This is a genomic window from Streptomyces sp. NPDC002795, from assembly GCF_042888725.1.
Taxonomy (GTDB): domain Bacteria; phylum Actinomycetota; class Actinomycetes; order Streptomycetales; family Streptomycetaceae; genus Streptomyces.
In genome coordinates this window covers 221,232-234,395 of sequence record NZ_JBIAQB010000005.1, presented here as the reverse complement: position 1 = coordinate 234,395, position 13,164 = coordinate 221,232, and the positions used below count along the sequence as shown (strand labels likewise).

The following is a 13,164-nucleotide window of genomic DNA, read 5'->3' as shown; positions in this document are numbered from 1 at the left end:
GGTGCGTGCGGGCGCGACCTGGGGGGTGGTGGTTACGTTTCGGCGGGGAAGTCCGCCTTGCGGATCAGGCAGTGGACGCCCTTGATCTGGTCGACCACCTGTGAGACCTCGAAGTCGGCCGCCGCGCTGAGATACGCGTACGCGGTGGCCCGGTCCATGCCGGTGCGCGCCGTGAGGAAGCCGAGCGCGGAGCGCACGCACTGGCGCATCGCCTCGTCGAGGTCGGCGTCGAGCCCGAGCGCGATCCAGTGCGTACGGGTCTCGGCGAACGGCTCCGCGAGCAGCCCGGTCACCCGGCGTGCCGCCTCACCGCGCACCACGGACAGCTGGACCGTCGCCCTCAGCGGCGCCTCCAGTGCGGTGAGCGCCACCTCGCCGTTGCCCTGCGCGAAGTGCGGGTCACCCGCGTAGAAGCCCGCGCCGTCGGTACGTATGGGCAGGTACAGGTTCGAGCCGCAGGTCAGGTGCTTGATGTCGAGGTTGCCGCCGAAGGATCCCGGTGGCACCGAACTGAGTGTGTCCGCGCCGTCGTCCGTCACGCCCATGATCCCGACGAACGGGCCGAGCGGGAAGCGGGCGCTCAGCGTCGGAGTGCAGCGCAGCACGCCGAACTCGGCTCCTTCACCGTCGCGTTCGACCGTGCAGAACGAGGAGACTGTGCCTTCCTTGGCGCGCCTGGTGTCGGGGCCCGTGAACTCCGCTGCCGGGTCCGGGAGTTCATCGGGCAGGGAACCGCGGGTGTGCCGGTTGGAGACGATGCCGTAGTGCGTACGCCGATGCAGGCTCAGGGTGCGCACGCGCAGCAGGTCACCGGGGCGCGCGCCGCGCACCGCGACGGGGCCGGTGACGATGTGCGGGCCGAACAGGCCGTCCGGCTCGCGCCCGAGGTCGGACGCCGCGATCTCCTGTGCGTCGCGCGGCACTTGGTGGGCCGGCACTCCGTAACCACCGAAGAACTCCACCGGGTCGCGGCCCTGGTCCGGCAGGATCCCCTCGTGGGAGACGAGATCGAGCGTGACCGTGTCACCGTCGTCGACCTTCAGCACCGGGGCGCTGTCCACGCGGGGGAGGACGCCCCAGCGGGCGGTGTCGGGTGTGGTGGAGAGGTGGTGGCGGCCGTCGACGGGCAGGGCGTCGGGGGAGGGGGCGGCGGAGGTCAGCGTCATATGAGGTCCTTCGGCCGTGAGGGGGTGCGGGGGAGGCGGAGGGCGGAGTGCGGAGGGCTGAGTGAGGGGGCGGCCGGTGGCAGGGACGATCTTGCTGTCGTCGTGTTACGGCTCCGAAGCCGTCGTGTTGCCATTGCCATTGCCAGTGCTGCCGCCAGTGCCGTTGACCGACCGGACAGTGCGGTCCCTCGGGACGATGCGCGTGCCCGTGGTGCCGCGCAGCGCGTCGCTCAGCGCGCCGGGCGACGTGATCAGCACACGGTGGCCGCCGGACGCGAGGAAGTCCAGGGCCGAGCGCACCTTCGGCCCCATGCTGCCCTCGGGGAACTGTCCCGCCGCCAGATGCTCGCGGGCCTGCGCCGCGTCCATGCGGTCGAGGTCGCGGTGGTTCGGGGTGCCCCAGTCGAGGGCGATCCGCTCCACGCCGGTCGTCACGATCAGCTCGTCCGCGCCGAGCGCCGAGGCGAGCAGCGCGGAGGTCGCGTCCTTGTCGACGACCGCCTCCACGCCGCACAGCGCCCCGTCGGGCCCGCGCGTGACGGGGATGCCGCCGCCCCCGCCCGCCACCACGACATGCCCGGCATCCAACAGGGCTGCTATGGCGTCGAGTTCGAGGACGGCGTGCGGCGCCGGAGAGGGGACGACGCGGCGCCAGCCGCGCCCCGCGTCGTCGGCGACGGTCCACCCGTGCCGGGCGGCGAGCCGCTCCGCCTCCGCGCGCTCGTAGTGGGTGCCGATGGGCTTGGTGGGCCGGGCGAACGCCGGGTCGTCCGGGTCGACGACGGTGTGCGTGAGCAGCGCGACGGGCCGTGACCCGGCCGGCAGGGCGTCGATAAGACCGCGTACGAGGATGTAGCCGATGCTGCCCTGTGAGTCGGCGACACACATGTCGAGGTCCAGGAGCGGGAGTTCGGGGGCGAACTCGGCCGCGAGGTCGGCACGCCGCTTGATGAAGCCGACCTGTGGTCCGTTGCCGTGCGTGACGACCACGCGGTGCCCCGCGCGGACCAGCTCGGCGACCGGACGCGCCAACTGCCGGGCGGCGGCGAACTGTTCCGCGATGGTGGCGCGCGGGCCACCGTTGAGGAGCGCGTTGCCGCCGATGGCGAGGACGGTGACAGGGGCGGCGGGGTGTGTCGCGGCCGGCGGGCGAACGGGGGAAGCGGCTGGTGGAGGCGCGGTTCCTGGAGGCATGTCAGGACGATAGGAACGCCGGACGCGGCGGTCATGGGCAGCCGGTACCAGCGTGTGTGCGGGGGCGTTGACGCTCGCTGACAGTGCTTCAGGGGCGGCTGGGTGGGGGTGGACCGCGGCGTCGTCAGCGTATCGAAGAATCGTATACAACCTCGTGTCATGAGCGTTTACAGCCCCCGCGGGGGCGCCCATAGTGAGCGGCGTGACCCTTGTTCCGCACACCGTGACGGCCCCCCCCCGTCCCGCCGGCGCCGCGGCCCTGACCGTGGCCCAGGCGCTGGAGCTGCCCGCGCTCGCGGGAGCCCGCCTGGCGGCCGGGGGGGCGGGCGCGCGCCGCGGCATCAGGGTCGCCAACATCATGGAAGTGCCGGACATCATCCGCTGGATGCGCGGCGGCGAGTTCCTGCTCACCACCGCCTACGCGGTCCGCGACGACGAGCAGGCGCTCACCGGCCTGGTGCCCGAGCTCGCCGACCGCGGCCTCGCGGCCCTCGGCGTGAAAGTCGGCCCCTACCTGCCGCGGCTGCCCGTCCCGATGCTGCACCTCGCCGACGAACTCGGCTTTCCCATCGTCGAGTTGCCCGGCGACGTCATGCTCAACGACATCCTCTCCGAGGTCATCGGCACCGTACTCAACCGGCAGGCGCTCACTCTGGAGCGCTCGCAGGCGCTGCGCGACCGGCTTTCGCAAGCCGTCCTCGGAGGCGGTTCCTACGGCGAACTCGTCGTCCTGCTCGCGGCGGAGACAGGCTGCCCCGCCGCGATCCGCGGCCCGGACGGCGGCCTCCTCGCGGCGGCGGGAGACGTGCCCGAGGCCACCCCCGCGTCCGTGACCCGGCCGATCGCCGTCGGCCACCGCAGCGGCGGCGAGGTCGCCCTGTGGGCCGGGCCCGGATGCGCGCCCGACGAGGAGTGGGGCACCGCCGCCGACCACGTGGCCAGCCTGGCCGGGATGCTCGCCGTACAGGAACGCGTACTGGCCGAGCGCGAACGCCGTTACCGCACCCTGCTGTTGACCGAACTCGTCTCCCACCCGCCACGCGACCGCGCGGAGTCGGCGCGCCGCGCCGCCGCGCTCGGCTGGGACCTGGAGCGGCCGCACGCCGCCGTGGTCGTCGAGGCCGCGGCGCCCCCGGACGGCGGCGGCGTCCGCCTCACCGAGGAACGCCTGCTCGCCGCGGCCCGCACCGCGCTCGGCGCCCACACGCCCGCTTGGGGCACACCCGGTGGCCTCACCGCACTGGTGGCACCCGACGGCGCCGAACTGCGCCGCCCCTGCGAGGAGTTGCGCCGCGCGGTCGCCGCCGCCTGCCCGGGGCGCGCCGTGTCCGTCGCGGCGGGCACGATCCGCGCCGACTTCACCGAACTGCACCTCAGTCACAGCGAAGCGCTCAGCGCGCTCGCCCTGGGCCGCGAACTGGAGGGCCCCGCCCGCTCGTTCGTCCGGCTCCACGAGGAGAGCGGCGTGTACCGGCTGCTCGACCAACTGCCCGCGGGCGAACTCCAGGCACTGGTCGACGACGCCCTCGGCCCCCTGCTGACGTACGACGCCGGGCACGACGGCAGCCTCGTGCACAGCCTCACCGTGTATCTGCGGCACGACCGCAACGGCGTCGAGGCGGCCGAGGAACTCCACGTGCACTACAACACGTTGCGCTACCGCCTCAAGCAGATCGAACGGCTCACCGGCGCACCCGACAAGGATCCGATGCGCCGACTCCAGACGGAACTGGCCGTCCACGCGCACCGGTTGCTCAGCGCGCGTGCTCACTGACGGTCGCCACCTTTCGGCTACTTGCTGGTGCACGCCCGCCACCCCGGTCACTGTCAGCCGTTGCCGGTGATCCACACCCCCGCGCTGGCACCGCTCGCCGAAGACCGCGCCCGGCCGGCGGCCGTAGCGTCGAGGTCATGGAGCCCACCCCGCCCGCCACCGACGGCCACCCCGCCCCGGACACCCTGACGACGAACTCCGTGCGGTGCGACGCCTACGCCGACTCCGTCGCCCTGATGCGCGCGGCACAGTACCTCACCGGGCTGCCCGGCATCACGGCCGCCAGCCTCGTCATGGCGACCGAACCCAACCTGCGACTGCTCGCCGACGCCCGACTCCTCACCGACGAGGGCCGCGCCGCACGCCCCGCCGACCTGATCGTCGCCCTGCGCGGCACCGCCGACGCGGTCGAGTACGCCCTCGGTGAGGTGCCCGCGCTGCTCGAACAGCCCGCCGCCCCGGAAAGCACCGAGCCCGACACCTGGGTGCCGCGCGCCCTCGGCGAGGCCGACCCGGCGACCGCCCTCGCGCTGATCTCCACCCCCGGCCCGTACGCGGCCGCCGAAGCGCTCAAGGCGCTGCGCCACGGCATGCACGCCTTCGTCTTCAGCGACAACGTGCCCGTCGAGCAGGAGATCCGCATCAAGGAAGAGGCGCACCGCCGTGGCCTGCTCGCCATGGGACCCGACTGCGGCACCGCCGTCCTGGACGGCGTCCCGCTCGGCTTCGCCAACGTCCTGCGCCCCGGCCGCGTCGGCCTGATCGGCGCCTCCGGAACGGGACTTCAGCAAGTGTCCTGCCTGCTGGACGCCGCCGGCGAAGGGGTCCGGCAGATGATCGGCACCGGCGGCCGCGACCTCGGCGCGGAGGTCGGCGCGCGCACCACGCTCGACGCGCTCGACCTGCTCGCCGCGGACCCCGGCTGCGAGTTGATCGTGCTGGTGTCGAAGCCGCCCGCGCCCGAGGTGGCCGAACGCGTCATCGCCCGTGCGGGCGGGGCGGGCAAGCCGGTCGTCGCCGCGTTCCTCGGCACCGAACGCCCCGCGTCACGCGGCCCCGTCACCGTCGTCGGCATGCTGCGCGACGCGGCCCGCGAGGCGGCGCGGACGCTTGGCGGTGTTCCGGCGCCGCCGTGGACGGCCCCGGCCGTATCGCCCGGACCCGGGCAGTACCTCCGCGCCCTCTACGCGGGCGGAACCTTCGCCTACGAGGCGCGGCAACTGCTGCCGGGGGCGGTCACGGCGATCGACCCCCACGTTCCCGGCCGCGAAATCGCCCTTCCAGGAGGCCACTTGGTGCTCGATCTCGGCGACGACGCCTACACCGCGGGCCGCCCGCACCCGATGATCGACCCCACGGTGCGCGCCGCCCATCTGCGCGCCGCACTGTCCGACCCGCGGACCGCGGCCGTGGTCCTGGACATCGTCCTTGGGCACGGCGCCGGCGCGGACCCGGCCGGCGCGCTCGCGACCGAGCTGGAACGGGCGGGGGAGCGGGGCCGACTACCGGTCATCGCCTTCGTCGTCGGCACGGACGGCGACCCGCAGGACGCGGACGCGGTACGGGCACGCCTGGAGAAGGCGGGCGCCGTGCTGGCCCCGAACAGTACGGATGCGGCCGAGTGGGCGGTGTCGCTGGTGACCGATGGCGTCGAACTGCGGTGGGAGGCTGGTGAGTTGATGTCCACGGGGAGGGTAGAGCGGTGACGGTGCCTTGACGCGGCGGAAGCCGTCTCGGCGCGCCGTCTCACCGGCTCGTCGGAGTGGCCGACGGTCCGTGCGTCCAGGACGCGGTGACGGGCGGGCGCATGGCGTGCCGCCCAGGGTGCGTCCAGTGTCGTGGTGCCGCAGGCGCCGTGGACGCGGGCCGACGGCGGTCGCCGAACACTGAGCTGCGCCGATGGCGCGTCTATTGGCGGGGTGGCGCAGCCGTCGTGGATGGCGCCGATCGCCCTCGCCGAACACACCGACTGCGCCCATCGTCCACTGCCGCGGTGTCGCAGACGCGTCGCAGACGCCGTGGAGGTCGCTGGGGCTGCGCTCACCGAACGCGCCGGCCCACGCCAGCCCACGCCGACCGTCGCGGACCGCGTGCGACGCAGGCCCGCCGAACCGTCCCACCGAACCCCAACCACCGTCCAGGAGGCCGCACATGACCCCTCACCTCGTGCCCGATTCGCTCAACCCCGATCTGCTCAGCGCGGGCGACGCCCCACCGCGTATCGCCGCCGTCGGCGTGGCCGACTTCGCCGATGTGCCCCGCACCGCCGGCGCCCACGTCAGCACCCTCGACTGGCGGCCGCCCGCGGGTGGCGACCCCGATCTCGCCTGGAAACTGGCCGAACTCACCGGCCACGACGCCGTGGAGGCCGCCAACCGCACCGCCGTCGACCGGCTGCTCGCCGTGCGGCCCGTGTGGCGCGACGTACGCACCGCCCGCGACGTCCTGCCGGTGCTCGACGACCGGGCCACCGGCGAACGCGTCCTGCTGCACGCGGGGCCGCCCGTCGACTGGGACGACATGTGCGGCCCGATGCGTGCGGGTGTCATCGGTGCCGCGCTGCTCGAAGGCTGGGCCGACACCCCGGGACAGGCCGAACTCCTCGCGGACACGGGCGCGTTGCGCTTCGAGCCGTGCCACCACCACGAGGCCGTGGGGCCCATGGGTGGCATCACCTCCCCGTCCATGCCCGTGCTCGTCGTCGAGGACCAGGCCACCGGCCGCCGCGCCTACTCCAACCTCAACGAGGGCGCGGGCCGCTGCCTGCGCTACGGGGCGCTCGGCGACGACGTGATGGACCGGCTGCGCTGGATGGCCGACGTCCTCGCCCCCGCGCTGCGCGCCGCCCTCGCCGACCGGCCCGACGGCGTGGACCTGCGATCCGTCGTCGCCCAGGCGCTCCAGATGGGCGACGAGTGCCACAGCCGCAACACCGCCGCCTCCGCGCTGCTGCTGCGGGACATCGCCGCGCCGCTGGCCCGCGTGCCGCACGGCCCCGAGGTCCTGGAGTTCCTCGCCGAGAACCACTACTGGTTCCTCAACTTCTCGATGGCGGCGGCCAAACTCGCCACCTCGGCCGCCCACGGCGTCGCCCACTCCACGCTCGTCACGGCGTTCGCCCGCAACGGCGTCGAGGTCGGCATCCGCGTCAGCGGCCTCGGCGACGCCTGGTTCACGGCGCCCGCCGCCGAGGTGCGGGGCCTGTACTTCGCCGGATACGGGCCCGAGGACGCCAACCCCGACATCGGCGACAGCGCCATCACCGAGACCAACGGCCTCGGCGGCTTCGCCCTCGCCGCCGCGCCCGCCATCACCGGCTTCGTCGGCGGCACCATGGAGGAGGCGCTGCGCACCAGCCGTGACATGGCCCGCATCACGCTGGCCCGGCACGAGGCCTACCGGCTGCCCGCCCTCGGCGGCATCGGCTCACCGGTCGGCATCGACATGCGGGCCGTCCTCGACACCGGCATCGAGCCGGTCATCACCACGGGCATCGCCCACAGGGAACCCGGCATCGGACAGATCGGAGCGGGCCTGGCCCACGCACCCCTGGAATGCTTCCGAAAGGCGCTGGAGGCGTTCGCCGTCCCGGAGTCAGCAGTCACGGTCTCCAGGGCATGAGCCCCGCCCAACTGCCCTGCACCGTCAGTACCTTGGCCCGCGCCCTGCTCGCCGGGCCACCTCGTCCCGCCCGCGTCATCGCGGTCGCCCGGCAGGCGCTGTACCTGCTGCCGTACGGCGGTGACACCCCGGTCGCCGTGATCGCACCGCAGGCCGTGCGTGTACCGACCGCCGTCGTCCTGCCGAGTGCGGCGGGGGAGCGGCCGTTCGACGGCGTAGCGGTCGGGGACGCCGGGCGGGTCGGGGGCGGGCGGGTCTCGGTCGGGCAACTCCGTCTGACCGCAGGGGAGTTCTGGGCGCCGCCCCGCGCCCAGGACACCCCGCCCGGCCCGGCCCTCGACCGGCTCGCGCGACTGCGTCCGCCCCGCCCCCTGGCCGCCGAGGCCCGCCCCGCCGCGACCGCGCTCGTCCGCGCCCTCGCACACGGAGCCCCGAGCGCGGGGCGACGCGCCGCCGACGCCCTGTTGGGCCTCGGCCCCGGAGCCACCCCGTCCGGCGACGACTTCCTGTGCGGCCTGCTGCTCGCCGCCCGCCTCTCCCCGCTGCCACCCACCTGGCTGCCCGCCCTCGTAGCCACCGCCGAACGGTCCGGAACACGCACACCCCCGGTCTCCGCCGCGCTTCTGCTGCTCGCCGCCGACGGTTACTGCATTCCCCAGGTAGCGGTGGTACTGCACGCGGCGGCGACCGACGCGGATCTGAGCGCACCAGTCGCCGATCTGCTCGCCGTCGGCCACAGTTCCGGCAGCGACCTGCTGCACGGACTGTGCGCGGGGGCCCGGTTGGCCGGAATGAGCCGCCAATACGTCGGCGGCCCGCCGGGGTGAGCCGCCACCGTCGATGTGTCGCTGTCAGGCCCCGATCCACACCGTGGTGATGTTGCAGAACTCCTTGATGCCCTGGTCCGACAGCTCCCGCCCATAGCCGGAGCGCTTCGCACCACCGAAGGGGAGGGCCGGGTGCGAGGCCGTCATACCGTTGACGAAGACGCCACCGGCCTGGCTGTCGCGCACGAAGCGCTCGATCTCGTCCTCGTCACGGGTCCACAGGTTGGAACTCAGCCCGAAAGGCGTGTCATTGGCGACAGCGATCGCCTCGTCCAGGTCCGCGACCCGGTACAAGGTCGCCACCGGGCCGAACGTCTCCTCCTGGTGGATACGCATCTCAGGGGTCACATCGGCGATCACGGTCGGCTCGTAGAACCAGCCGCGGTCGGCGAAGTCCTTCGGCCGCTGTCCGCCGCACAACACCGTCGCTCCGCTCTCCACGGCGTCGTCGACCAGTTCCTCCAGGTCGGTGCGCCCCTGTTCACTGGAGAGCGGGCCGACGTCCGTGCCCTCGTCCAGCGGATCGCCCACCCGCAGCTCCCGCATGCCGGACACGAACACCTCCCGGAACTCCTCGAACACCGACTCGTGCACGATGAACCGCTTGGCCGCGATGCACGACTGCCCGTTGTTCTGCACGCGCGCGGTGACGGCCGTCTTGGCTGCCTTCGCCACGTCCGCCGAAGGCAGCACCACATACGGGTCGCTGCCGCCCAGCTCCAGGACCGTCTTCTTCACCTCGTCGCCCGCGATCGACGCCACGGAACGGCCGGCCGGTTCGCTGCCGGTGAGCGTCGCCGCGACCACCCGCTCGTCGCGCAGAATCCCTTCGACCGCGCCGGACCCGATGAGCAGCGTCTGGAAACAGCCCTCGGGGAAACCGGCCCGGTGGAAGAGGTCCTCCAGGTAGAGGGCCATCTGCGGCACGTTCGACGCATGCTTGAGCAGGCCCACGTTCCCGGCCATCAGGGCGGGCGCCGCGAACCGTACGACCTGCCACAGCGGGAAGTTCCACGGCATCACCGCGAGCACCGGACCGAGCGGCCGGTAGCGCACATGCGCCCGCACCGCGCCCGAGTCCGTCACGTCCGACTCCGCCGGATGCTCGTCCGCGAGCAGCCGCGACGCGTGCTCCGCGTACCAGCGCATCGTCTTCACGCACTTCAGCGCCTCGGCCCGGGCCGCCGCGACCGGCTTGCCCATCTCGGTCGTCATCACGCGGGCGATGTCCGGCGCGTCGGCCTCCAGCAGATCCGCCGCCCGCTGCAGCAACCTCGCCCGGTCGAAGAACGTCGTCGTCCGGTACGAGTCGAAGGCGCGCGCCGCCAGGGCGAGCCTGCGCTCGATCTCCTCCGGGGACAGGGCCTCGTACGTCTTGAGGGTCTCGCCGTTCGCCGGGTTGACTGTCGCGATGGGCATGCTGCCGACCTCCTGTGCGCGGTTTCCTCGACCTTCCCGCGCGCCACGGACCTGCGCAACGCGGGCTGCGGGGCGAGCGCCGGGTACCCGCGGACGGGCCCGTCAGACGCCCGCCCGATGGATCACCGTCCGCGGCTCAGGACACCTGGGCCGCGAGCCGGTCGAGGAAGACGGCCTGGGACTTCACGATGCGGGTCCGCGCGGAGTCCAGGGCGAACCAGGCCACCCGGTCCAGCTCCGGAAACTCCGCCGTGCGACCGGAGCCGCGCGGCCACTCCATCGTGAACGTCCCCGGCACCATCTCCGCCGGATCCAGGTCCGCCTCCACCGCCCACACCGTCACGTGCTTGCCACCGGACTGCACCGTCTCGCCCAGCGGCAACGCGGTCCCCTCCGGCGGCGGCAGGCCCAGTTCCTCCTGGAACTCGCGCCGCGCCGCCTCCCACGGCGTCTCCTCCCGCTCGTACTCGCCCTTCGGCACGCCCCACGCGCCCGCGTCCTTGCGCGCCCAGAACGGCCCGCCCATGTGCCCGAGCAGCACCTCCACCCCTTCCGACGCGCGCCGGAAGAGAAGCAGGCCCGCGCTGCGCTTCGTTCGCCTCGTCCCGTCAGCCATGCGTCAAGTCTCGGTGCAGGAACCGGATGACCGCGAGTACACGGCGATTGTGATCCTCGGACACCGGCAGCCCCAGCTTCCCGAAGACCGCCGCGACGTGCTTCTCGACCGTGCCCGCCGACACATGCAGAGACTCGGCGATCGCCGCGTTCGACCGGCCCTCCGCCATCAGCTCCCACACGTCCCGCTCCCGCTCCGTGAGCGCACTCAGCTCCTCGGTCGCCCTGCCCGCACCGGCGAGCTGAGTCACCACCTCCGGGTCCAGCGCGGTGCCGCCGGCCGCGACCCGGGCGAGCGCGTCCGTGAACTCCGCGACGTTCGCCACCCGTTCCTTGAGCAGATACCCGACGCCCGCCGAGCCCTCGGCGAGCAGCCGCGTGGCGTACTTCGTCTCCACGTACTGCGAGAACAGCAGCACCCCGGTCCCCGGATGCTCGCGCCGGATGTCGATCGCCGCGCGCAGCCCGTCGTCGGTGTGCGTCGGCGGCATCCGGATGTCGACGACCGTCACGTCGGGCCGGTGCTCCGCCACGGCCGCCCGCAGCGCGTCCGCGTCACTCACCGCCGCCACGACCTCGTGCCCCCGCATGGACAGCATCTGGGCCAGCAACTCCCGCAGCACGGCGGCGTCCTCGGCGATCACTACGCGCATGGCCGGGATCGTCTCATGGGCCCTCACCGCGTTCACTTCACTCCTTCGTCTCCTGTCCGCTCCCGCCTGCGCCTGCGTCTACGTGCGCAGCGGGAGTGACACCGTCACCGCCGTCGGGCCGCCCGGCGGACTCGTCACCTCCAGGGACCCGTCCATCGTCCGCGCCCGCTGCACCAGTCCCGCCAACCCGCCGCCCGGCTCCATGCGTGCGCCCCCCTTCCCGTCGTCCGTCACCCGCAGCCGCAACGTGTCGTCCCCCGCGGCCACCTCCACCCCGCACCGCTGCGCCCCGCTGTGCTTTATCGCGTTGGCCAGCAGCTCCGCCACGCAGAAGTAGGCCAGGCTCTCCATCGCGGGCGCCGGCCGCTCCGGCAGATCCACGCTCACATCGACCGGCAGTGTGCTGCGCGCCGCGAGCGTGCTCAGCGCATCGCCGAGCCCGCCGTCGAGCGCGGGCGGATGCAGGCCCCGCGAGAGGTCACGCAGCTCCGTGAGGACCTCCGTCGCGGAGTCCCGTGCCGTCTCCACCATGCGGTGCAGCTCCGGCCGGTCCCGGTCGTCCAACTGCTCACGCACCATGTCCAGACTCATCGCGAGCGCCACCAGGCGGACCTGCGCCCCGTCGTGCAGATCCCGCTCGAGCCGGCGCAGCCGCTCGTTGGCGTCCTCCACCGCCAGCGCCCGCTTCTCTTCCAGGTCACGCACGCGGTCGGCCAGTTCACCGGGGCCGAGCAGCGCCGCCATCAGCGTGCGATCCGCCGTGACGGCGATCCGCGTCACCCACGGCGCGACCACCACGATCAGCACACCCCGCAGTGCGACGCCGAACGCCCCGGCCAGCGAGTGCACCTGCGGCTGCCCGCCCCACGGCAACGGCGTCACCAGCGTCAGATCCTCCGGCGTGAACACCCACCGCACCGGCGCCGCCATGTTCACCGCGCCGATCACCCACCACGTCACCCCGTACAGGCCCACCGTCGCCAACGGCAGCTTCACCAGTACGTACGCGACCGCCCGCCACGCCGCCCCGTCCCGCAGCCGCGCCTCCACGCGCGCGAACGTCCCACCCTCGGCCGACGGCGGACCCGGCGCCGCCACCCGCTCGCCGAGCAGCACACCCGCGAGACGCCGGTGCAGCGCGCCGAGGCCCCGGGCCAGACCGAGCCCGGCCAGCAGGAACACCGCGCCGAGGACCGCCCCGACCACCGTCAGCGTCAGCGCCGACCCCAGGGCCAGCGCGACCACGACGAGGAGGAATCCCACGAGCGCCGGGACGTAGGACAGGAGGCAGTACGCCGCCTCCACCCACGCCCGCCGCGTCACGCAGGCCGTCAGCGCCGCGCGTACGGTCGGCAGGCCGACGACAGGGAAGTCAGGCATCGCGGCGCGCCGGCAGCCGGTCGCCCACGGCGAGGAACGCCGCCGTGCACAGACACAGCACCCCGAACCCGGCCCACGGCGACAGCATCCCGTCGACCGGCACCGTCACCGCCGGCGAGTTGCCCGAGATCATCGTCGGGAAGAACTCCGCGACCGCCGTCCCCGTGGTCCCGGCCAGGAGCGCGGGCAGCACATACGTGATGCCGACCAGGACACCTATCGCGCTCGCCGTGTGCCGCGTGATCGCGCCGATCCCGAGGCCCATGATCATGCGCAGGGTCGTGGGCTTCCCCGACCCGTTCGGCCCGAGGAGGCCCGTGACGCTCCCGGGGCGCACCCGAAAGCTCAGGTCCTCCACGGCGACCGTCCCGCCGTACCGCTCGGTGAGACCCCTGGCCTCGATCATCTCGACTCCCTCTGCCGGCGCGCTCTGCCATCGCGTCCTTCGTGTGACATCCACGCTAGGGACCTGGACGATCCGCCGGAACGAGGTTGTCCTCCGTCCCTGCTGGGGG

General features: G+C 73.5%; 11 protein-coding genes. 4 read left to right on the top strand and 7 right to left on the bottom strand.

The window, feature by feature from the left end:
- Window positions 1-32: 32 nt before the first annotated feature.
- Both ACFYWS_RS17135 and ACFYWS_RS17130 read right to left on the bottom strand, forming a co-directional pair.
- Window positions 33-1,166 carry an acetamidase/formamidase family protein gene (locus ACFYWS_RS17135; RefSeq protein WP_389276398.1) on the bottom strand — a complete coding sequence of 378 codons (1,134 nt, stop codon included), beginning with the start codon at window positions 1,164-1,166 and terminating at the stop codon, window positions 33-35.
- Window positions 1,167-1,271: 105 nt separating this feature from the next.
- On the bottom strand, window positions 1,272-2,360 hold the full coding sequence (locus ACFYWS_RS17130; RefSeq protein WP_389276395.1) for a carbamate kinase: 1,089 nt from the start codon (window positions 2,358-2,360) through the stop codon (window positions 1,272-1,274).
- 223 nt (window positions 2,361-2,583) lie between these two features.
- On the opposite strand from ACFYWS_RS17130, the gene ACFYWS_RS17125 reads away from it, so the two are divergent.
- The 4 genes from ACFYWS_RS17125 to ACFYWS_RS17110 all read left to right on the top strand — a co-directional run bounded on the left by ACFYWS_RS17125 (window position 2,584) and on the right by ACFYWS_RS17110 (window position 8,582).
- Window positions 2,584-4,134, top strand: coding sequence for a PucR family transcriptional regulator (locus tag ACFYWS_RS17125; RefSeq protein WP_389276392.1), 1,551 nt, complete (start codon window positions 2,584-2,586; stop codon window positions 4,132-4,134).
- Between the two features lie 137 nt (window positions 4,135-4,271).
- Window positions 4,272-5,840: a transcriptional regulator gene (locus tag ACFYWS_RS17120; protein ID WP_389276389.1), complete on the top strand. Its 1,569-nt coding sequence runs from the start codon at window positions 4,272-4,274 to the stop codon at window positions 5,838-5,840.
- A 445-nt stretch (window positions 5,841-6,285) separates the two neighbouring features.
- The gene (locus tag ACFYWS_RS17115; protein WP_389276386.1) at window positions 6,286-7,755 is read left to right on the top strand and encodes a DUF1116 domain-containing protein; all 1,470 of its coding nucleotides are present in this window, start codon (window positions 6,286-6,288) and stop codon (window positions 7,753-7,755) included.
- On the top strand, window positions 7,752-8,582 hold the full coding sequence (locus tag ACFYWS_RS17110) for a DUF2877 domain-containing protein (protein ID WP_389276383.1): 831 nt from the start codon (window positions 7,752-7,754) through the stop codon (window positions 8,580-8,582). The genes ACFYWS_RS17115 and ACFYWS_RS17110 overlap by 4 nt, the downstream gene beginning before the upstream one ends.
- A gap of 24 nt (window positions 8,583-8,606) precedes the next feature.
- Here ACFYWS_RS17110 and ACFYWS_RS17105 read toward each other — a convergent pair whose 3' ends face one another.
- The 5 genes from ACFYWS_RS17105 to ACFYWS_RS17085 form a co-directional block, all read right to left on the bottom strand.
- On the bottom strand, window positions 8,607-10,001 hold the full coding sequence (locus tag ACFYWS_RS17105; RefSeq protein WP_389276380.1) for an NADP-dependent succinic semialdehyde dehydrogenase: 1,395 nt from the start codon (window positions 9,999-10,001) through the stop codon (window positions 8,607-8,609).
- A 136-nt stretch (window positions 10,002-10,137) separates the two neighbouring features.
- Complete coding sequence (locus ACFYWS_RS17100) at window positions 10,138-10,617, bottom strand: NUDIX domain-containing protein (RefSeq protein WP_389276377.1); 480 nt, start codon at window positions 10,615-10,617, stop codon at window positions 10,138-10,140.
- Window positions 10,610-11,269 carry a response regulator gene (locus ACFYWS_RS17095; protein WP_389276374.1) on the bottom strand — a complete coding sequence of 220 codons (660 nt, stop codon included), beginning with the start codon at window positions 11,267-11,269 and terminating at the stop codon, window positions 10,610-10,612. Before ACFYWS_RS17095 ends, ACFYWS_RS17100 begins: the two co-directional genes overlap by 8 nt.
- 78 nt (window positions 11,270-11,347) lie before the next feature.
- On the bottom strand, window positions 11,348-12,649 hold the full coding sequence (locus ACFYWS_RS17090; protein WP_389276371.1) for a sensor histidine kinase: 1,302 nt from the start codon (window positions 12,647-12,649) through the stop codon (window positions 11,348-11,350).
- The gene (locus ACFYWS_RS17085; RefSeq protein ID WP_389276368.1) at window positions 12,642-13,055 is read right to left on the bottom strand and encodes an ATP-binding cassette domain-containing protein; all 414 of its coding nucleotides are present in this window, start codon (window positions 13,053-13,055) and stop codon (window positions 12,642-12,644) included. The genes ACFYWS_RS17090 and ACFYWS_RS17085 overlap by 8 nt, the downstream gene beginning before the upstream one ends.
- Between the last annotated feature and the right edge of the window lie 109 nt (window positions 13,056-13,164).